This is a genomic window from Pseudomonas sp. PS02290 (assembly GCF_029960075.1).
Classification (GTDB): Bacteria; Pseudomonadota; Gammaproteobacteria; order Pseudomonadales; family Pseudomonadaceae; genus Aquipseudomonas.
The window spans coordinates 1-19,395 of sequence record NZ_JASCOY010000026.1 but is presented as its reverse complement, the minus strand read 5'-3'; the positions used below and the strand labels follow the sequence as shown (position 1 = coordinate 19,395).

At 62.4% G+C, this 19,395-nt stretch carries 23 protein-coding genes; 14 read left to right on the top strand and 9 right to left on the bottom strand.

Going from position 1 to position 19,395, the window contains the following annotated elements; all coding sequences use genetic code 11:
* The first annotated feature begins 152 nt into the window (after nucleotides 1–152).
* Nucleotides 153–1,037 carry a sugar nucleotide-binding protein gene (locus QMX88_RS13735; protein ID WP_122536834.1) on the top strand — a complete coding sequence of 295 codons (885 nt, stop codon included), beginning with the start codon at nucleotides 153–155 and terminating at the stop codon, nucleotides 1,035–1,037.
* Nucleotides 1,030–1,959 carry an NAD-dependent epimerase/dehydratase family protein gene (locus QMX88_RS13730; protein WP_192173812.1) on the top strand — a complete coding sequence of 310 codons (930 nt, stop codon included), beginning with the start codon at nucleotides 1,030–1,032 and terminating at the stop codon, nucleotides 1,957–1,959. The genes QMX88_RS13735 and QMX88_RS13730 overlap by 8 nt, the downstream gene beginning before the upstream one ends.
* 82 nt (nucleotides 1,960–2,041) lie before the next feature.
* On the opposite strand, the gene QMX88_RS13725 is transcribed toward QMX88_RS13730, so the two are convergent.
* The 5 genes from QMX88_RS13725 to QMX88_RS13705 form a co-directional block, all read right to left on the bottom strand.
* Nucleotides 2,042–2,728: an OmpW/AlkL family protein gene (locus QMX88_RS13725; RefSeq protein WP_282370151.1), complete on the bottom strand. Its 687-nt coding sequence runs from the start codon at nucleotides 2,726–2,728 to the stop codon at nucleotides 2,042–2,044.
* Between the two features lie 111 nt (nucleotides 2,729–2,839).
* Nucleotides 2,840–3,364, bottom strand: a complete 525-nt coding sequence (locus QMX88_RS13720) for a DUF3299 domain-containing protein (RefSeq protein ID WP_282370149.1) — start codon at nucleotides 3,362–3,364, stop codon at nucleotides 2,840–2,842.
* 10 nt (nucleotides 3,365–3,374) lie between these two features.
* On the bottom strand, nucleotides 3,375–4,640 hold the full coding sequence (locus QMX88_RS13715; RefSeq protein WP_282370147.1) for an ABC transporter permease: 1,266 nt from the start codon (nucleotides 4,638–4,640) through the stop codon (nucleotides 3,375–3,377).
* Nucleotide 4,641: 1 nt separating this feature from the next.
* Nucleotides 4,642–5,352 (bottom strand): ABC transporter ATP-binding protein, encoded by a 711-nt coding sequence (locus QMX88_RS13710; protein WP_282370145.1) that lies wholly within the window; start codon nucleotides 5,350–5,352, stop codon nucleotides 4,642–4,644.
* A gap of 63 nt (nucleotides 5,353–5,415) precedes the next feature.
* The gene (locus tag QMX88_RS13705; RefSeq protein ID WP_282370143.1) at nucleotides 5,416–5,994 is read right to left on the bottom strand and encodes a DUF2796 domain-containing protein; all 579 of its coding nucleotides are present in this window, start codon (nucleotides 5,992–5,994) and stop codon (nucleotides 5,416–5,418) included.
* Nucleotides 5,995–6,167: 173 nt separating this feature from the next.
* On the opposite strand from QMX88_RS13705, the gene QMX88_RS13700 reads away from it, so the two are divergent.
* Entirely contained in the window at nucleotides 6,168–6,521 is a 354-nt protein-coding gene (locus QMX88_RS13700; protein WP_282370140.1) for a hypothetical protein, read from the top strand.
* A 184-nt stretch (nucleotides 6,522–6,705) separates the two neighbouring features.
* Here the strand turns inward: QMX88_RS13700 and trxA are convergent, their stop codons facing one another.
* The 3 genes from trxA to QMX88_RS13685 all read right to left on the bottom strand — a co-directional run bounded on the left by trxA (nucleotide 6,706) and on the right by QMX88_RS13685 (nucleotide 8,787).
* Nucleotides 6,706–7,578 carry a thioredoxin gene (trxA, locus tag QMX88_RS13695; protein WP_192173806.1) on the bottom strand — a complete coding sequence of 291 codons (873 nt, stop codon included), beginning with the start codon at nucleotides 7,576–7,578 and terminating at the stop codon, nucleotides 6,706–6,708.
* A 106-nt stretch (nucleotides 7,579–7,684) separates the two neighbouring features.
* Nucleotides 7,685–8,338 carry a class I SAM-dependent methyltransferase gene (locus QMX88_RS13690; RefSeq protein WP_282370138.1) on the bottom strand — a complete coding sequence of 218 codons (654 nt, stop codon included), beginning with the start codon at nucleotides 8,336–8,338 and terminating at the stop codon, nucleotides 7,685–7,687.
* A complete protein-coding gene (locus QMX88_RS13685) occupies nucleotides 8,335–8,787 on the bottom strand; it encodes a hypothetical protein (protein WP_237254191.1) in 453 nt (150 codons plus the stop codon). Before QMX88_RS13685 ends, QMX88_RS13690 begins: the two co-directional genes overlap by 4 nt.
* Nucleotides 8,788–8,961: 174 nt before the next feature.
* On the opposite strand from QMX88_RS13685, the gene nrdR reads away from it, so the two are divergent.
* The 11 genes from nrdR to QMX88_RS13630 all read left to right on the top strand — a co-directional run bounded on the left by nrdR (nucleotide 8,962) and on the right by QMX88_RS13630 (nucleotide 17,396).
* A complete protein-coding gene (gene nrdR, locus QMX88_RS13680; RefSeq protein WP_065988433.1) occupies nucleotides 8,962–9,426 on the top strand; it encodes a transcriptional regulator NrdR in 465 nt (154 codons plus the stop codon).
* A 2-nt stretch (nucleotides 9,427–9,428) separates the two neighbouring features.
* A complete protein-coding gene (gene ribD, locus QMX88_RS13675) occupies nucleotides 9,429–10,568 on the top strand; it encodes a bifunctional diaminohydroxyphosphoribosylaminopyrimidine deaminase/5-amino-6-(5-phosphoribosylamino)uracil reductase RibD (protein WP_282370129.1) in 1,140 nt (379 codons plus the stop codon).
* A gap of 46 nt (nucleotides 10,569–10,614) precedes the next feature.
* Nucleotides 10,615–11,286 (top strand): riboflavin synthase, encoded by a 672-nt coding sequence (locus QMX88_RS13670; protein WP_192173802.1) that lies wholly within the window; start codon nucleotides 10,615–10,617, stop codon nucleotides 11,284–11,286.
* Nucleotides 11,287–11,303: 17 nt separating this feature from the next.
* Nucleotides 11,304–12,395: a bifunctional 3,4-dihydroxy-2-butanone-4-phosphate synthase/GTP cyclohydrolase II gene (gene ribBA, locus QMX88_RS13665; protein WP_192173801.1), complete on the top strand. Its 1,092-nt coding sequence runs from the start codon at nucleotides 11,304–11,306 to the stop codon at nucleotides 12,393–12,395.
* 147 nt (nucleotides 12,396–12,542) lie between these two features.
* Nucleotides 12,543–13,019, top strand: coding sequence for a 6,7-dimethyl-8-ribityllumazine synthase (ribH, locus tag QMX88_RS13660; protein ID WP_037017809.1), 477 nt, complete (start codon nucleotides 12,543–12,545; stop codon nucleotides 13,017–13,019).
* Complete coding sequence (gene nusB / locus QMX88_RS13655; protein WP_282370125.1) at nucleotides 13,016–13,516, top strand: transcription antitermination factor NusB; 501 nt, start codon at nucleotides 13,016–13,018, stop codon at nucleotides 13,514–13,516. Before ribH ends, nusB begins: the two co-directional genes overlap by 4 nt.
* A gap of 37 nt (nucleotides 13,517–13,553) precedes the next feature.
* Nucleotides 13,554–14,519, top strand: a complete 966-nt coding sequence (gene thiL, locus QMX88_RS13650; protein WP_282370124.1) for a thiamine-phosphate kinase — start codon at nucleotides 13,554–13,556, stop codon at nucleotides 14,517–14,519.
* Entirely contained in the window at nucleotides 14,516–15,025 is a 510-nt protein-coding gene (locus tag QMX88_RS13645) for a phosphatidylglycerophosphatase A family protein (RefSeq protein WP_282370121.1), read from the top strand. Before thiL ends, QMX88_RS13645 begins: the two co-directional genes overlap by 4 nt.
* Nucleotides 15,026–15,081: 56 nt before the next feature.
* The gene (locus QMX88_RS13640; RefSeq protein ID WP_282370119.1) at nucleotides 15,082–15,828 is read left to right on the top strand and encodes a substrate-binding periplasmic protein; all 747 of its coding nucleotides are present in this window, start codon (nucleotides 15,082–15,084) and stop codon (nucleotides 15,826–15,828) included.
* Nucleotides 15,829–15,934: 106 nt separating this feature from the next.
* Nucleotides 15,935–16,552: a GTP cyclohydrolase II gene (ribA, locus tag QMX88_RS13635; RefSeq protein ID WP_192173797.1), complete on the top strand. Its 618-nt coding sequence runs from the start codon at nucleotides 15,935–15,937 to the stop codon at nucleotides 16,550–16,552.
* Nucleotides 16,553–16,598: 46 nt separating this feature from the next.
* Entirely contained in the window at nucleotides 16,599–17,396 is a 798-nt protein-coding gene (locus QMX88_RS13630) for a cobalamin-binding protein (protein ID WP_282370116.1), read from the top strand.
* 18 nt (nucleotides 17,397–17,414) lie between these two features.
* Here QMX88_RS13630 and QMX88_RS13625 read toward each other — a convergent pair whose 3' ends face one another.
* Complete coding sequence (locus QMX88_RS13625; protein WP_282370228.1) at nucleotides 17,415–19,298, bottom strand: TonB-dependent receptor domain-containing protein; 1,884 nt, start codon at nucleotides 19,296–19,298, stop codon at nucleotides 17,415–17,417.
* Nucleotides 19,299–19,395: the final 97 nt, after the last annotated feature.

The window sequence follows — 19,395 nt, the reverse complement described above, 5'->3', positions numbered from 1 at the left end:
GGGAAGACACAAGGGCGAGTGATCGGAGACGCGTTTCAGGGCGCCGCACGCGCGCATGCCCGCCGTTGTTGGGACTTGCCCGATGACGTGTTATGTTTGCGGACGTTTTTCACCTATTTTTAATCGACCTGAAGACTGAGCCTGCTGACTCTATGCGAATGCGCCTTATGCTGTTGGGCGGCGGGAATGCCCTCGGGCAGGCGTTGATTCGTCTAGGTGCCGAGGAGAACATTGGTTTCCTCGCGCCGCGTCCACCCCAAGACGGTTGGGACGCGGCAAGCCTGACGCAACTGCTCGATGACACCCGCCCGGATGCCTTGATCAATCTCGCTTACTACTTCGACTGGTTTCAGGCGGAGCGGGTGAGCGCTGACAGGCTGGATAATCAGGAACGCTCCGTCGAGCGTCTCGCTGAACTGTGCCAGCACCACAATATCGTCCTCGTCCAACCCTCCAGCTACCGCGTGTTCGACGGTTCGCGGGCGACGGCTTACAGCGAAAAAGACGAGCCCGTGCCGCTGGGTTCCCGTGGCCAGGCCTTGTGGCGCATCGAGCAAAGCGTGCGCGCCACCTGCCCGCAACATGTGCTGCTGCGTTTCGGCTGGCTGCTCGACGACAGCGCCGAAGGCGTGCTCGGGCGCTTTCTCAGCCGCGCCGAATCCCCCGGTGAATTGCTGCTGGCGGACGACCGTCGTGGCAATCCGACCCCGGTCGATGATGCCGCGAGGGTCATCATTTCGGTGCTCAAACAGCTCGATTGCGCCGCGCCGCTGTGGGGCACTTACCACTACGCCGGGCACGAAGCGACCACGCCACTGGCGTTCGGTCAGGCCGTGTTGACCGAAGCCCGTCTGCTGCGTCCGCTGGCAATCGAAACGCCGACCGCCCAGGCCCACGCCGCACGCCCGGACGCCAGCGAAGAGCCGCAGAACGCCGTGCTCGCCTGCAAGAAAATTCTCCACACTTTCGGTATCAAGCCACGCGCCTGGCGTGCTGGTTTGCCCAACCTACTGGACCGCTATTACCGCCATGTCTGATGCTCCTGTCCTCATCACCGGCGGCGCCGGTTTCATCGGTTCGCACCTGACCGACGCGCTGCTCGCCAAGGGCTACGCGGTACGCATCCTCGACGATCTTTCCACCGGCAAACGCAGCAACCTGCCTCTGGACAATCCCCGTGTCGAGTTGATCGAAGGTGATGTCGCCGATGCCGCGCTGGTGGCCCGGGCGGCGGTGGGTTGTCAGGCCGTGGCGCACCTGGCTGCCGTCGCGTCGGTGCAGGCCTCGGTGGATGATCCGGTGAAGACGCACCAGAGCAATTTCATCGGCACGCTAAATGTCTGTGAAGCGATGCGCGAGGCCGGTATCAAACGCGTGGTGTTTGCTTCCAGCGCTGCGGTTTACGGCAATAACGGTGAAGGCGAGGCCATCACCGAAGACACGCCGAAAGCGCCGCTGACCCCCTACGCGTCGGACAAACTGGCCGGTGAGCACTACTTCGATTTCTATCGTCGCCAGCACGGTTTCGAGCCCGTGATTTTCCGCTTCTTCAACATCTTCGGCCCGCGTCAGGACCCTTCTTCGCCGTACTCCGGCGTGATCAGCATTTTCGCAGAGCGGGCGGTAAACGGTCTGCCGATTGCGGTGTTCGGCGACGGCGAGCAGACCCGGGACTTCTTCTACGTCGAGGACCTGGTGGACCTTGTGGTGCAGGGCATCGAGATGCCGACGGTGGCAGAGGGCGCAGTCAATGTCGGGCTGAACGCGACGACTTCGTTGAATGAGCTGCTGAGCGCCCTTGCCGAGGTGGTGGGAGATCTGCCGCCGGTGAGCTACCTGCCGGCACGTTCGGGTGACATCAAGCATTCACGTGCCAGCAATCAGCGTCTGCTTGAGCGCTTTAAGGTGCCCGAGCCGACGCCGCTGAAAGTCGGGCTGGCGCGGCTGCTGGGGCGCTGAAACCCGCGCAGCAAAAAGGCACCGAGGAGGTGCCTTTTTTGTGCCTGCTGGGTCGGGCGCAAGCGCTTCGAACTTCAAGCGCTTAGAACTTGTAACCCACCCCGACCATGTACACCCACGGATCGACGTCCACGTTCACTTTGGTCCGGCCGACGCCCAGCGCCGACGGACCGTCCAGCGTGGCTTGGGTGTCGATGTCCACGTACCAGACGGCGGCGTTGAGCATGATCTTGTCCGTCAGCATGTAGTCCGCGCCGATCTGACCGGCCCAGCCCCACGAATTCTTGATGTGCAGGTTGTTCATGCCCTGGCCTTTGCGTTCGCTGCTCAGGTTTTCGTCGTAGAACCAGGTGTAGTTCACGCCGACACCGGCGTATGGCTGGAATTTCGACGTCGCGTCCATCGGGTAGTACTGCAGCGACAGGGTTGGCGGCAGCTGTTTCACGTCCGCCAGCTTGCCATCCAGACCCGGGCCCAGGCCTTTAACCGCGACGGTGTGCTGGAAGGGCGTTGCCGCCAGCAACTCAAGGCCCACGTGATCGGTGAGCATGTAGGCGAAGGCCAGCCCCAGTTGGGTGTCGCTGTCCAGCGTCGCTTTGGTACCCGGGACTTTGGTGCCGTCCAGCTTCAGGTTTCCGCTTTCTTCGTTGGGCGCCGTCGTTGCAGCACCGGCGCGAATGATGAAGTCACCGGCCTGGTGGGCGTGAGCGGCGAGAGGGACACCGAGTGCAAGCGCGAGCAGGGGCACGCTGAGCAGGGACTTGTGCATGGGGGCTCCGTAAGGGCATAAAAAGAGATGCCGTATGTTACGAAGCGTCTAGCTCGCGGTTTTTGACCTGGCTCAATGAAAGTGCAATTAGGGTGTGCCTGCTAACGAACCTCACTGCTCATCTGGCATTTCGTACACCAGAATCTTGTCCGCTTCCATCTGGTAACCCGCGTCGGCCAGTTCGGTGGTCGAAGATTTGACCTGCATCGGGCCTTCGATCCAGTAGGGCTGGTACAGCTCGTCCACCTTGACGCCCAGTTCGCTGGTCACGTGGACGATCTGATTCGGAGGCGGTGGAGGCACATGAATGCAGGCGCCGAAATACGGGACCAACAGAAACTCCGTCACCCGGCCTTCCTCGCTGACTTCCAGCGGCACGATGTAACCCGGCAGACGCACTCGCTCGCCGTCCAGCGACTTGACCACCGGCGCATGGGGCGCCAGTTGATGGGCGGCCGGCGCGGACTCGACGGACAGGGTGTCTGCCATGCTCGACAGGTTATGGATCGGCGCGGTGATCAGCTTCACCGGTGGCGCGTCGGGCGGGATCATTTCCTGCCACGTCAGCACGCGCAGGTCCTGGGCCCACAACGGCGTTGCGATGATCATTAACCACAGCAGCCAACCCATTCGCATCACAACGACCTCATAAACGAATCGACAACCCGTCTACCAGCGACTGGCGATAGGCTCGCCACGCGGGCACAGTGCCCATCAACACGGCAGCGCCGAGAATGCCTGTCAGCAACATCCACTCGTACGTGCTGGGCATGGACAGCGGCAGGTACAAACCGTAATTGGCCTGCACGTAACCCTGCGCGGAGGCGATGCCGATGTAAAGCAGCGCCAGCCCGCAGACCGAACCTCCCAGCGCCAGGGCAAACGCTTCCAGCACCAGCAGACTGGCGATGTGCCAAGGGCGTGCGCCCACCGAGCGCAGAATCGCCATCTCCCGACGCCGCTCGTTGAGGCTGGTGAGAATCGCCGTCAGCATGCCGATCAGCCCGGTCAGCACCACAAACAGCGAAATCACGAACAGCGCTTTTTCAGCCGTGCCCATCAGGCTCCACAGCTCCTGCAACGCCACCCCCGGCAGAATCGCCAGCATCGGCTCGCCCCGGAACTCGTTGATGTCGCGCTGCACAGCGAAGGTGGCGATCTTGCTGTTCAGCCCGAGCATGAATGCAGTGATGGCAGTGGGCGTGAGGTCCATGTTGCGGGCCTGGTCGGCACTTATACGCCCGGCGCCTTGGGCGGGCACGCCGTTGTGCCAGTCGATGTGAATCGCTTCCATGCCGCCGAGGCTAATGTGCAGCGTGCGGTCCACCGGCGTGCCGGTGCGTTTGAGAATGCCGACGACGGTGAACGGCTTGTCGTCATGCTTGACCAGACTCACCGTCGCGACGCCGTGGGCCAGCACCAGCTTGTCGCCCAGCGTGTAATGCAGCGCGTCCGCCACTTCCGCGCCGAGCACCACCTCGAACGGGTCGGTGGCGAACGGCCGGCCGTCGGCCAGCTCCAGGTGCTGCTGACGGCCGTACTGGTAATGCTCGAAATACGATTCGTTGGTGCCCATCACGCGATAGCCGCGATGGCTGTCGCCGAGGGAAATCGGAATCGCCCACTTCACCTGCTTGCTGTTGGCGAAGTGCTCGAAACTGTCCCAGCGAATGTTGTTGGTGGCGTTGCCGATGCGGAACACCGAGTACAGCAGCAGGTTGACCGATCCCGAGCGCGCGCCGACGATCAGGTCCGTGCCGCTGATGGTGCTGGCAAAACTGGCGCGTGCTTCGGTGCGCACCCGTTCGACCGCCAGCAGCAGGCAGACGGAGAGGGCGATGGCGAACGCGGTGAGGAAGGCAGTGAAGCGGCGGTTGGCGAGGCTGGCCAGCGCCAGACGAAGAAGATACATCTCAAACCTCAGCAGCGACGGCGGCGCGATTGAGTTCGGCCAGCGACAGGTTGCGGTCGAACAGCGGCGCCAGGCTTTGATCGTGGCTGACGAATAAGAGGCTGGCGCCGGCCTCGCGGCACTCGGCGAACAGCAACTGAATGAACGCTTCGCGGGCGTCGGCATCCAGCGCCGAGGTGGGTTCGTCAGCGATCACCAGCTCCGGCTGGCCGATCAGGGCGCGAGCGGCAGCAACCCGTTGCTGCTGACCGATGGACAGCGAATCGGCGCGGCGGATGAGCATTTCGGGGTCTTTCAAACCCAAGTGAGCGAGCAGGGTTTCGGCCGCTATGTCGACGCTGCCGTGGCGTTGGGTCGCCCGTTGGGTGCGTAGTTTGGAAAAGCGGCAGGGCAGCTCGACGTTCTCGCGCACCGACAAAAACGGCAGCAGATTGAACTGCTGAAAGATGTAGCCCGTATGGTCGACCCGAAACCGGTCCCGCGCCCCGGCCGAGAGCTGCGTCAGCTCCTGACCGAGCAGGCGAACGCTGCCGCGACTGGGGCGCTGCACACCGCCCAGCAGACCGAGCAGCGTGGTTTTGCCACTGCCGCTGGGGCCTTTGAGAAACAGGGTTTCGCCGGCATCGAGGCGAAACGCCGGAATGTCCAGCAGCTGCGGATGCCCCGGCCAGCTGAAGCCGAGTTCGGACAATTCAATGAGCGCTTGAGTCATGGCCACACGTGCGTTTGAAAAGTGATCGACCGGGAAGCCCGGTCGCTGATGGAGTGGCGTTGGTTAAAACTTGACCACCGGATTGCTCGGACGCACTTCAGCGCCCATCTGGCGTTTCGGTGTCACCAGCTGCACCTGAATGGTCTGGGTGGCCGGGAAGCTTTTGAACAGCTGGGTCAGATCGAGCTTGTTGAGCACGTTCGGCGCGCTGCAGGTGAACTGATAGTGGCCGTGAATTTCGCTGTGCTCGTGTTCAGCCGCGTCGCCATCGGCGTGGTCGTGATCGTCGTCATCCTTGTCGCCGAACAGCGTGCTTTCCACCCGCTGTTTGGTCGCGGTGCATCCGGCTGCTTCCGGGAGACTGAACAGGGCGTGGGGTTTGAGCAGGGTTTCCTTGGCCAGAGCAAGCGTCATCTTGTCTGCGTCCGTGGTTGCCGGGTGCTCGAAGCCGACGATGTTCATCGCCGGCGTGTCGAGTTCCAGTTCTAGGGTGCGACCGTCCAGCGCCATATCCAGCCGCGCGACACCGTGCACATGCGCGCCGAGACTGCCGTGCTCATGATCGTGGTCATGTTCATCGGACGCTTGAGCAGCAGCGAGGGGCAGCAAGGCGAAGGGCAGGGCGAGTAGCAAACGACGCATGGGGAAGCTCCGGGGGTGAGTCTGAAATTTGTTATGTGATCTTATAACAATGCGTTGCGCTGTTTCTTAACTTTTTCAATCAGCCTTGTGGGAGGGTGAGCTTTCAGGGATCACGTGCAGGTCGACAATTCCTGTGGGACCATGCCGGTCCACCCTATCAGAGGACACACCCCATGCTGCGAATCCGTGGAACCGTCGGCGATCTGCCGGTGGATCTGACTGTGGAAATGGACTACGCCGACTGGGCACGGCTGGGCATTCAGCCAGGCGCGCAGGTGCAGGCAACTTCGGCGCCGGTTGATACGTCCGTCAAGCCTGCGGCCAGTCGCAACGATGCTGTCTGGGATATCGCTCAAGAGCTGTTGCGCAAAGCGGGCCATCTGACCGGGCCGGATCTACTCGGTCAGCTGGAAGGTTTGTCGGGTAGCACCGCTGCGGGCAAACGCCTGATGGTGCGGATGCGCCACAGCGCCAACGTGAAAGTGGAAAGCCAGGGCGACACGCCGGTGTATCACTGGATCGAATGATACACACAACCGTTTTTGGACCCGTGTAGGACCGGCTTTAGCCGGGAATGCTTCAGCCGTCACACCACAAAATTGAGGGTGCTGGTGCGGGCCTCTTCCCGGCTAAAGCCGGTCCCACAAGTAGACCGCGTACATTCCTTGGGACTGGCTCGGTCCATCAAAAGACCGGCTTCAGCAGGGAAGGCTAGTAAAGCGCCGCAAACAGCCGACGACGGTAGGTCGTGACCAGCGGGTGATCATTCCCCAGCAAGTCAAACACCTGCAGCAGCGTCTTGTGCGGCTGGCCTTCGTTGTAGCTGCGGTTGCGGATGAACAGCTTGAGCAGTCCTTCCAGCGCGGCTTCGTATTGCTGACGGGACAATTGCTGGATCGCCAGTTGGTGCGCGGCTTCGTCGTCCTGCGGGTTCTGCGCCAGGCGCGACTTCAGCTCGGCGACGTCAGGCAACGCGGCGGCTTCAGCCAGAAACGTCAATTGCGCCTTCGCCCCGGCCAGCGCGGCTTTGTGCTCATCGCTCTTCACCGCGTCCAGCACCGTGCGGGCCTCCGTCAGCTCGCCACGTTCGGCCAGGCAGCGCGCGTACAGAATCAGCGCGGCAGCGTTGGTGTTGTCCTCGGCGAGGATGGTCTGCAGAACCGCTTCGGCTTCGGCGAAATGGCTCTCGGCGAACATCGCCTGGGCGGTTTTAAGCGGGTCGGCGGCGGCCGGCGGCGGCATCTGCACATGGGGCTCAAGCAATGCGCGGATTTGCGATTCAGGCTGAGCGCCGGAGAATCCATCCACCGGCTGACCGTCCTTGAACAGCACCACGGTGGGCAGGCTGCGAATCCCGAAGCGCGCCACGATGTCCTGTTCAGCGTCGCAATCGACCTTGGCCAGCAACAATTCGCCCTGATAACTCTCGGCAATCTGTTGCAGCAGCGGCATCAGCACCTTGCACGGCGCGCACCACTCGGCCCAGAAATCCACCAGCACGGGTTTGTGAAAGGAATTCTCGATGACCATCTGATCGAAAGTGGCGGTGGTCGCATCAAAGATGTACGGCGTGTCCTGGCTCATCGCGGGTCTCGAAAGAAGGCTTGATGGCGCGAACTATAAAGGGCTGGGGGGATTGTCGGAAGCGGGGTTGATGCCTGTCGTCAAATTGCAGACGCCTAGCGGCTCATCACCTGACCGCGTGATAAAGACTCACCTTGCGAAACTCCCACGGCTCGGCCAGATCGGGCAGCGTCAGCGCCTCCAGAATTCCCAGTCGCTGATACAAGGGGTGCTGAAAGTCCCGCACCCGGGAATCGGCCACCAACGCTTGTTTGCCACGACTGAGAAACTGATCCAGCAACGGCAGGTTGGCGCGGTCGTACAGCACGTCCGCCACCAGGATCAGGTCGAAACGATCGTCTTCGGCGAAGAAGTCCCCCGAATACTGAAGCGTCACGCCGTTCAGCTCAGCGTTGGCTCGGCAGGCCTCGATCGCCAGCGGATCGAGATCACAGGCGACGACTTCGAGCGCCCCGGCCTTCATCGCCGCGATGCCTGCGACACCCGAGCCCGCGCCGAAATCCAGCACGCGCTTGCCCGCGACCCACTGCGGCTGCTCGGCGAGAAACCGCGCCAGCGCCAGTCCGCTGGCCCAACAGAAACTCCAGTAGGGCGGGTCTTCAAGAATGCGCCGGGTTTCTTCGGGGCTGAACGCACGATCCATATTGTTTGCGTCGATCAGCCACAGCTTCAGGTCCGTCCCCGGCAGCGCTTCGGCAACCAGTTGCGCATCGCCCAACAGTTCGCCCAATGCGGCTTGCAGGTGAAACGGAGCGGTCACGGCGCGGGAGCGAATTGCAGCTGACCCAGCGCCTGAGTGGTGGGCTGGGTGATCAGCACGGACGGCAGATGCAGAATCAGCTGCCCCGACTTGCTGGCGCGGCCGCGCAGTTCAACGCGCGCGCCCACCGGGAAAGCCTCAGGATTGAAACGCAGCTGAAACGGCAGCGACTGGTTGTTGCCGATCAACTTGGTGCTGGTCAGCAGCTTCTGCGGGCGATTGCGATCGTCGATGACCAGCAGCGCCAGCTCGACCTCTGCGCCGGCCGGCACGCCCAGCAACTGGCCGCTCAATTCGCGCTGGAACGGCTGCAACGGACCTTGCCCTTCCGGCAGCGTAATGGCGTTGGGCGCAGGTTTGGCGGGCGCCGCAGGTTTCGGCGCTTCGGCCGTGCTGCAGGCAGCGAGCAGGCCCACAAGGCTGATTACAGCAAGCGTACGTAGCGTCATGAACAGCTCCAGACAAAGCAGAATGCGGGCGAGATACGCACGGGATGGCGCAGTATCGCTGAGTGCGACGGGTTTCACCGCACTGAATGCGCGTCTATATACCTTAAAGCCCCGGACTTGTCTTGCCAGCGAGATGCGCTACCATGGCCCTCCCTTTTTTTGTTGCCTGCCACCATGCACTGTCCCTTTTGCGGTGCCAACGACACCAAAGTCATTGACTCGCGCCTCGTTGCTGAAGGCGATCAGGTTCGCCGCCGCCGCGAATGCGTCGCCTGCGAAGAACGCTTCACCACCTTCGAAACCGCTGAACTGGTTCTGCCCCGGCTGATCAAGCAGGACGGCAGCCGTCAGCCCTTCGACGAAGAGAAGCTGCGCGCTGGCATGCAGCGCGCGCTGGAGAAGCGCCCGGTCAGCGTCGAGCGTCTCGAAGCGGCCCTGGCCCATATCAAAAGCAAACTGCGTGCGACCGGCGAGCGCGAGGTCAAATCGCTGATCGTTGGAGAGCTGGTCATGGGCGAACTGCAGAAGCTCGACGAAGTGGCCTACATCCGCTTTGCTTCTGTTTATCGGCGGTTTCAGGACCTCAACGAATTCCGCGAAGAAATCGACCGACTGGCCCGCGAGCCGGTTAAAGAGTGAGCATGACCTCGACAGAGCAAGGTGTGCTCGACGCAGCCTATATGGCGCGGGCGCTGGAACTGGCGCGCAAGGGCGTCTACTCGACGCATCCCAACCCGCGTGTCGGCTGCGTGATCGTGCGTGATGGCGCAATTGTTGGCGAAGGCTGGCACGTCCGCGCCGGCGAGCCCCACGCTGAAGTTCATGCGCTGCGCCAGGCGGGCGACAAGGCGAAGGGCGCCACCGCTTACGTCACCCTCGAACCCTGCAGCCATCATGGCCGCACCCCGCCGTGCGCCGACGCGCTGGTCAATGCCGGTGTGGCGCGTGTGGTCGCCGCCATGCAAGACCCCAATCCCGACGTCGCCGGCCGTGGCCTGTTGCGCCTGATGAACGCGGGCATTGCGGTGCAGAGCGGCGTGCTCGAAAGCGAAGCGCGGGCGCTGAACAAAGGCTTTCTCAAGCGTATGGAACACGGCCTGCCGTACGTGCGGGTCAAGCTGGCGATGAGCCTCGACGGACGCACGGCCATGGCCAGCGGCGAAAGCCAGTGGATCACCGGCCCTGAAGCGCGATCTGCCGTACAGCGCCTGCGTGCGCAGTCGAGCGTGGTGCTGACCGGCGCCGATACCGTGCTCGCCGACAACGCGCGGCTCACCGTGCGCCCTGACGAGTTGGGCCTGAACGCCGAACTCAGCGCCCTGGCCGCGACCCGACCGCCGTTGCGCGTGTTGATCGACGGCCGTTTGCGTGTGCCTCTCGACGCGCCCTTCTTTAAAGCGGGCAATGCGCTGGTGGCGACCTGCGCGGCAGCGTCAGCACGGGGGCGCTACCACGACGAAGGGCACGAACTGCTGGCACTGCCCAGCAGCGGCGGGCATGTCGACCTGCGCAAGTTGCTGGTTGAACTGGCGGCCCGGGGCGTCAATGACGTGCTGGTCGAAGCCGGACCCAAACTGGCCGGCGCGTTTACCCGACTGGGCCTGGTGGATGAATTTCAGATCTTCGTGGCGGGCAAGTTCATGGGCTCGTCGGCGCGACCGTTGCTGGACCTGCCGCTGGCGCAGATGAGCGAGGCGCTCGAACTCAAGATCGTCGAAATGCGCGCGGTCGGCAATGACTGGCGAGTCATTGCAATACCCGCGTCGCACCCCGGCGTATAATTCCGGCTTCCGCGCTCAGCGCTGGCCCTGTTTTCCAGGAGCACCCATGTTTACCGGCATCATCGAATCCATCGGCAGCATCCGCGCCATCACTCCGAAAGGCGGCGACGTCCGCGTTTACGTAGAGACCGGCAAGCTCGACCTTTCCGACGTCAAACTGGGCGACAGCATCGCGGTCAACGGCGTCTGCCTGACCGCCGTTGAATTGCCAGGCGACGGCTTCTGGGCCGACGTCAGCCGCGAAACCCTGAACGTCACTGCCTTCGTCGATCTGAAAACCGGCAGCCGGGTCAATCTGGAAAAAGCCCTGACCCCGACCACCCGCCTGGGCGGCCATCTGGTCAGCGGCCACGTCGACGGCGTCGGCGAAGTACTGTCCCGAGAAGAAAACGCCCGTGCGATCCAGTTCCGCATGCGCGCCCCTCGCGAGCTGGCCAAGTACATCTCCCACAAGGGCTCGATCACCGTCGACGGCACCAGCCTGACCGTAAACGCCGTCAACGGCGCCGAGTTCGAGCTGACCATCGTGCCGCACACGCTCGCCGAAACCATCATGGGCGACTACCGCCCGGGCCGTAAGATCAACCTGGAAGTCGACCTGCTGGCGCGTTACCTCGAGCGTTTGCTGCTCGGTGACAAAGCGGCCGATCCGACACCAGCCCAGGGCGGCAACATCAGCGAAAGCTTTCTGGCCGCCAACGGCTACCTCAAATCCTGAATCGAAGGGGGTGCCGCGTGGCGCTCAACAGCATCGAAGAACTGGTTGAAGACATTCGCCAAGGCAAGATGGTCATCCTCATGGATGACGAAGACCGCGAAAACGAAGGCGATCTGATCATGGCCTCCGAGTGCGTCAAGGCCGAGCACATCAACTTCATGGCGCGTTACGCCCGTGGCCTGATCTGCATGCCGATGACCCGGGAGCGCTGCGAAACCCTGAAACTGCCGTTGATGGCGCCGCGCAATGGCTCGGGCTTCGGCACCAAGTTCACCGTGTCCATCGAAGCCGCGGAAGGCGTGACCACCGGGATTTCCGCCGCCGACCGCGCGCGCACCGTTCAGGCGGCTGCCGCGAAAGACGCCAAGGCTGAAGACATCGTCAGCCCGGGCCACATCTTCCCGCTGATGGCTCAGGCCGGCGGCACGTTGTCCCGCGCAGGCCACACGGAAGCGGCATGCGACTTGGCGCGCATGGCCGGTTTCGAGCCGACCGGCGTGATCTGCGAAGTGATGAACGACGACGGCACCATGTCCCGTCGTACTGAACTGGAAGCTTTCGCGGCCGAGCACAACATCAAGATCGGTACCATTGCCGACCTGATTCATTACCGAATGATCCACGAGCGTACCGTTCAGCGGATTGCCGAGCAGCCTCTCGACAGCGAACTGGGCCATTTCAATCTGGTGACCTACCGCGATTCCGTCGAAGGTGACGTGCACCTGGCGCTGACGCTGGGCAAGATCTGCGCGGAAGAAGCCACACTGGTTCGCGTGCATAACATGGACCCGCTGCGCGACCTGCTGATGGTCAAGCAGCCCGGCCGCTGGAGCCTGCGCGCTGCCATGAAGACCGTGGCCGAGGCTGGCAGCGGCGTCGTGCTGCTGCTCGGTCACCCGCTCGATGGCGACACGGTTCTGGCCCATGTGCGTGAAACCGCAGGCGGCACGCCGATCAAGACGCCGACCACTTACAGTACGGTCGGTGCCGGTTCGCAGATCCTTCGTGACCTCGGCGTGCGCAAAATGCGCCTGATGAGTTCGCCAATGAAGTTCAATGCGATATCCGGTTTCGATCTGGAAGTTGTAGAATACGTGCCCTCCGAATAAAGACCGGCAGGTGACAGGCCCCGAAAGCGTTCAGCCGTGGGTGGTTCTGGTCCCTGCAGTCGCCCATTCGTGGCCTAAAATCCCTGAAAGCGCGCGCCCGATGCGCGCTTTCATGCTCTTTAATACGAGAACACGAGACTCAGCCGAATGACCCTGAAGACCATCGAAGGTACCTTCATCGCCCCCCAAGGTCGCTATGCCCTGGTGGTTGGCCGCTTCAACAGCTTCGTCGTCGAAAGCCTGGTGAGCGGTGCCGTTGATGCCCTGGTTCGCCATGGCGTGAGCGAAAGCGACATCACCATCATCCGCGCACCGGGCGCGTTTGAAATCCCGCTGGTCGTGCAGAAGGTCGCTCAACGCAGCGAATTCGCCGCCATCATCGCCCTCGGCGCCGTCATTCGTGGCGGCACCCCGCACTTCGAATACGTCGCTGGCGAATGCACCAAGGGCCTGTCCCAGGTGTCCATGGAGTTCGGCGTACCGGTCGCGTTCGGCGTCTTGACCGTCGATTCCATCGAACAGGCGATCGAACGCTCCGGCACCAAGGCCGGCAACAAAGGCGCTGAAGCTGCCTTGTCCGCCATCGAGATGGTCAGCCTGTTGGCGCAGTTGGAGGCCAAGTGATTAACGACGAAAGCGATCAGTTCAACCCGCGTGATCCACGTGCGGCAGACGCTGGCAAGCCATCGAAAAGCGAAAAGCGCCGTGCGGCTCGCCAGATGGCGATGCAGGCCCTTTACCAGCGCCACATGGCTGGCCAGTCGCTGAACGAAATCGAAGCACAATTCCGCGTCGACAACGACTTCACCTCCGTCGATGCCGCGTACTTCCACGACATCCTCCACGGTGTTCCGGGCAATCAGGACAAGATCGACGCAGCGCTGGCGCCGTGTCTGGACCTGACCATCGACGAGCTGGACCCGGTTGAGCTGGCGGTTTTGCGTCTGTCGACCTGGGAGCTGCTGGAGCGCATCGACGTGCCGTACCGCGTGGTCATCAACGAAGGTATCGAACTGGCGAAAGTCTACGGTTCGACCGACGGCCACAAGTTCGTCAACGGCGTGCTCGACAAGCTGGCTCCGCGTCTGCGCGAAGTCGAAGTGAAGGCGCACAAGCGCTGAGGCTTCTGGGTTTCTCCAGAACCTGAGCGTCTCCGCCATGGGCGAGTTCGAGCTGATCCGCAATTACTTTGCCGCCGCGCCCTGCGCGCGGCCCGGCGAAGGCGTTGCCTTGGGGATCGGCGACGACTGCGCCCTGTTGTCGGTGGCCGCTGGCGAGCAACTCGCCGTCTCCACTGACACGCTGGTCGCCGGGGTGCATTTCCCCGACGTCTGCGATCCTTTCCTGCTCGGCCAGCGCGCTCTCGGCGTGTCGGCCAGCGACCTGGCTGCCATGGGCGCCAGTCCTCTCGCTTTTACCCTTGCTCTGACCCTGCCGCAGGTTTCCGCCGACTGGCTGGAAGCGTTCGCCCGTGGTTTGAACACCATGGCTCAAGGCTGCGGCCTGCGCCTGATCGGTGGCGACACCACGCGCGGGCCGTTGAGCCTGACGGTCACCGTTTTCGGCACGGTCCCCAACGGGCAGGCCCTGACCCGAAGCGGCGCACGGCCCGGCGATTTGTTGTGCGTGGGCGGTCCGCTGGGCGACGGGGCCGGAGCGCTGCCGTTGGTGTTGAACCAGCGCAGCACCGAGGCGTCTACCACTCAGGCCTTGCTGGCGCGTTACTGGTCGCCGCAGCCGCAGTTCGAGCTGGGCATCGCGTTGCGCGGCAAGGCCAGCGCGGCGCTGGACATCTCTGACGGACTGCTCGCCGACTGCGGACACATCGCTACCGCCTCGGGCGTGCGCTTGCTCGTTGAGCGCGAAAAAGTGCCGATGTCTGACGCGCTGCTGAGTTTTTTCGGGCCTGATGCGGCGTTGAATGCGGCGCTTACCGGGGGCGATGACTACAGACTGGCCTTCACCTTGCCGCCATCATGGCTGGCTGAACTGCAGGCCGCCGGCTTGCCTGTTTTCGTTCTGGGTCGGGTGGTCGAAGGCCACGGCGTGGCGCTGATCGACGCACTTGGGCAGGACGTCACCCCGTTGATTCGGGGCTATCAACATTTTCAGGAGACACGGTGACAGATCATCCTAATCAGGTCCCGGCGGAGAACGTTCCTCCGTCGGTTTGGACCAATCCGTGGCATTTCCTGGCCTTCGGTTTCGGCTCCGGCACATTGCCCAAAGCGCCCGGCACCTGGGGTTCGATGGTTGCCGTGCCGTTTATCCCGCTGTGGCAAATGCTGCCGGACTGGGGCTACTGGCTGGTGCTCGGCCTGACGATACTGTTCGGCTTCTGGCTGTGCGGCAAGGTGGCGGACGACCTGCGCGTTCACGACCATGAAGGCATCGTCTGGGACGAGATGGTCGGGATGTGGATTACTTTGTGGCTGGTACCCGAAGGCTGGGGCTGGCTGCTGGTGGGTTTTCTGGTGTTCCGCTTTTTCGACATCCTCAAGCCTTGGCCCATTCATTGGATCGACAAGCATGTGCACGGCGGCGTCGGCATCATGCTCGATGATGTCCTCGCCGGTGTGTTCGCATGGCTGGCGATGCAAGGGCTGGTCTGTCTGTGGGCCGTGATGTAGGGGCTACGCTCATGAGGCGTTCAGGGGTGGGATGGCTGCTCGCTGTGTGGTTGCTGATGACAAGTGTCTGGGCGACTGCCGATGCGGCAACCCCTGCGCCAATGTCTGACAAGCCTACTGACATCCAACTGGTCAGCGAGCACTGGATTGGTTACACCGAAACCGACGGCACGGGGCTGGGTTGGGATTTGATGCGTGAGATCTTCGAGCCGGCCGGCGTCAAGGTCGAGCAGCGCATCGAGCCGTACACCCGCGCGGTCGGGCTGGTGCAGCGGGGCGAGGCCGACGCGTGGATTGCCGCCTACAAGGATGAGGTCGAGGGCACGCTCTACTCGAAGTGGAACTACGACACCGACGAGATTTACACGCTGGGTCTGGCCTCCAAGCCGCTTCCTTCTCTGCAGACGCTGGGCAAATACCGTTTGGCCTGGGTGCGTGGCTACGAGTATCAGCACTATCTGCCCAACGTGACGCACTTCAACGAGGTCGCCCGGCGCGATCACGTTCTGCCGATGCTCGAATACGGGCGCGCGGATCTGTACATCGATGCCAAACCGGAAATGGACTTTGTCCTCGCCCAAAGCGACGATCCTCAGCGTTATCGGCTGACCTATCTCACGTCCATTCCGTTGTACCTGAGCTTTGCCGATACCCCGCGAGGGCACGCGCTGCGGGATCTGTTTGACGTACGGATGGGCGAACTTGTGCACAGCGGCAAGCTGCGGCCGATCTTTGCACGCTGGAAGCATCCGTATCCGTTCGACACAGACGGTCGTCAATCCGGTAATGACGCTGCCCACTGATCAAACTTGTTGATCTGATTGGCCGAAAATTCAGCCTAAGCGTCTGCCGGAACCTGCTGTTACAATGTTGCGAATTTCCAGCCCTCATACTGATCAGGAGCACCCGGTGCCCGTCGTATTTGTCGCGGCTTCCAAGCTGCCTACCCCTTTTGCCACTTTCAAGATGAACGGCTTTCTCGAGCAGGAAAACGGTCGCGAGCATGTCGTGCTGACCCTCGGCGATGTGTCAGACGGGGCCCCGGTACTCGGCCGTGTGCATTCCGAATGCCTGACCGGTGATGCGCTGTTCAGTCAGCGATGCGACTGCGGTTCCCAGCTTGAGGCGGCGTTGCGCGCCATCGCCGCCGAAGGCCGCGGCGTGCTGTTGTACCTGCGCCAGGAAGGCCGCGGCATAGGCTTGATGAACAAGATCCGCGCGTATGAATTGCAGGACGGCGGTGCCGACACCGTTGAAGCGAACGAGCGCCTGGGCTTCGCCGCTGACCAGCGCGATTACGGCATTTGCCTGCCGATGCTGGAGCATCTGGGCATCCAGTCCCTGCGTCTGATGACCAATAACCCCCGCAAAGTCAAAGCGCTGACTGACATGGGCATCACCGTCGCCGAGCGCGTGCCACTGCATACCGGCCACAATCCGCACAACAAGCTCTACCTAGCGACCAAGGCCGGCAAGCTGGGCCACATGATGGGCAACGAACATCAGAGCGAAGTCGATCCGGCGTGATGCTTTGCAGTCTGCGCCGTCGTCTGGCGCAGGCTGGACGCGCTTGATGCGCCGCTGGGTTGCCTTTCTCCTGTTGCTGGTTGCTTTTCAGGCCGGCGCTGCGCAGCGGGTCGTTAGCCTCGCACCCTCTCTGACTGAAATTGTTATCGAACTGGATGCCGCCGATCTGCTGGTCGGTGTGCTCGACGGCGGTCCACGTCCGACAAAGGTGGCACGCCTGCCTTCGGTGGGTCGCTACGGGCAGCTCGACATCGAGCGCCTGCTCAGTTTGCAGCCCGATCTTTTGCTGCTATGGCCCGGGAGTGTCAGCGCGGCCCAGCGCGATCAACTGAAGCGCCTGAACATTCCCACCTACACCGCCGAACCCCACACGCTGAACGAGCTGGCTGATCAGATCGAGCAGATGGGCGAGCGCCTTGGCCGCGCCGATCGTGGACAACAGGCAGCGAAGGATTTCCGCCAGCGATTGGCCGGATTGCGTGAGCGTTATCGCCGCGATGTCCCGCTGAAGGTGTTCTACCAAGTGTGGGATCAGCCGCTTTACACCGTAGGCGGCGGCCAGATCATCAGCGATGCACTGACCGTCTGCGGCGCACGCAACGTGTTTGAAGACCTGACCCTGCCGGCGCCGCAGGTGAGTATCGAGTCAGTGCTGCAGCGAGATCCGGACGTGATTCTCGCCAGCGACGCTGCATTGTTGCCGGCATGGAAAAGCTGGTCGCAGTTGAAGGCCGTAAAAGCCGGTCGCCTGTTTGCCGTGCCCGATAAAGGCCTCGAACGAGCAAGCGGGCAGATGGTGGACGCGGTGGCGAAGGTGTGCAGCGTAATAGCGCCAGAACGCTAGATCAGGCGGGCTGCAAATCTATAGCTCAGGCGTCCAGGTCACGCCAAACATCCACGTCCGACCCTCTTCGCGATAGCCGTAGTTGCTGCCATCAAAACTGTACAGCGTGCGGCTGTAGCGTTTGTCCAGGGCGTTATCCAGCTTGAACTCAAGCTTCACTTCGTCGCTGGCTTTCCAGCTGCTGCGCAATCCGAACAGCGAATAGCCGCCGATGTGCTGGGTGTTGGCCTCGTCGTTGTAGCTGTCGCTGACGGCCTGCCAACTGGCGCCGACACCGAGGCGATCGAACTGCCGATCAAGATCGAGGTTCAGGGTGCGGCGAGCGCGACGGTTGAGCGTGTGCCCAGTGTCACGGTCACGCGGGTCGATGACCGACGCGCCGAGCTTGCCGGTCCAGCCGAACAATTGCTGCTCAAGGGACGCTTCGACACCATTGATCCGTGCCGAGCCGATGTTCTGAGGGCGAAAGTCGCTGTCGAGGGCAATCGCGTCCTGCAGATCAGTGCGATACAGCGAGGCCTCAAGGCGGGCGGTTTCGCTCAGGCGACTGCGCCATTGCAGCTCGTAGGTTTTCGAGTGCTCGGGTTTGAGATTCGGGTTGCTGAAGTCCGGGTAATACAGGTCGTTGAATGTCGGCGCGCGGAAGCCTTCGCTGTAGGACAGCAGCACGTCGTTGGCGTCATTGAGCGGAACGGTGAGGGTGCCGCTCCAGGTGTTCTGGCTGCCGAACTGCTCATTCTGATCATGGCGCAGGCCGAGCTCGGTCGAGAAGTGCTCGCCTTTGAAACGATGCTGGATGAACGCCGCGCGGTTCCAGCGGCTGTCCTCGTCGAACGGCGTGCTGCTGTTGACGCGGTCTTCGTACCAGTCGCCACCCAGCATCAGGCTGTTGCGGTCATCCAGCGTCAGGTCGTTCTGCCAATTGAACGAGTTGCGGTAGGTGTTGAACACGTAGTGATCGTCGCTCAGCTTATCCAGCGTCTTCTCGCGGTTCTCGCTGTGGCCCAGCTCCAGGCGGGTTGTCCAGGTCTGGTTGATGCGGGCATCGACGTAGGTGCCGAGGCTGCTCAGGTCAAACTTGCTGTATTGCTGCTGACCCACCGTGTTGAACGTGACCGGGTCGAACAGACCGAACGGGTTGTCGAACTCGGTCTTGCCCCGATTATCCAGAGCGTTGAGGCCCATTTCCACGTCGTCGCTGAGCCAGTGGCTGAGGTTCAGGCTCAGGGATTTATTGCGGTAGGCGTCGTGATCGTCATCGCTGGAGAAGGACGGGCCGGTGCGGTCGATGCCTGCCGTTTCATCCAGGCTGGTGCTGAGGTTGAAATGCGTTTGCTGATCACCGCCCGACACGCCGAGGCTCTGCTGCTGGGTGCCGCGATTTGCAAAACCCGTATGCAGGCGGGCCTGGAGGCCTTGCTCGGCGCCCCGTCGGGTGAATATCTGGATCACGCCGCCAATGGCGTCCGCACCGTAGATGACCGAGCGTGATCCGCGCAGCACTTCCACGCGCTCGATCTGCTCGACGTCGAGGTATTGCAGGTTGCTGTCCGCCGACGTCGCATTGGCAATGCGCTGCCCATCGACCAACACCAGACTCTGCGCAGCCTTGGTCCCGCGAATGAAAATCCCCGGCAAACTGCCCCGGCCGCCGCTGGGCGCCACTTGCACGCCGGGCACGCGACTCAACAGGTCGGTGACGCTGCCGGGTTGCAGCCGCTCGATGTCGGCGCGGGTGAATACGGTGCTCGCCGCAGTGCTGGCATCACGCTGCTCGACTTGGCGATTGGCGCTGATCACCACGCTGTCCAGCTTCAGGGCGCTTTCGCGATCAGGCTCATCGGCGAAGGCCTGAGCAGCGGGGATGAGGGAAAAGGCGAGGGCGAGGCGGGAAATTATCATCGTACTGATCGCAAACCTGTAGGAGTGAGCTTGCTCGCGAATGCAATCGTTCTGTTGTGCATGTATCAACTGACAGAACACATTCGCGAGCAAGCTC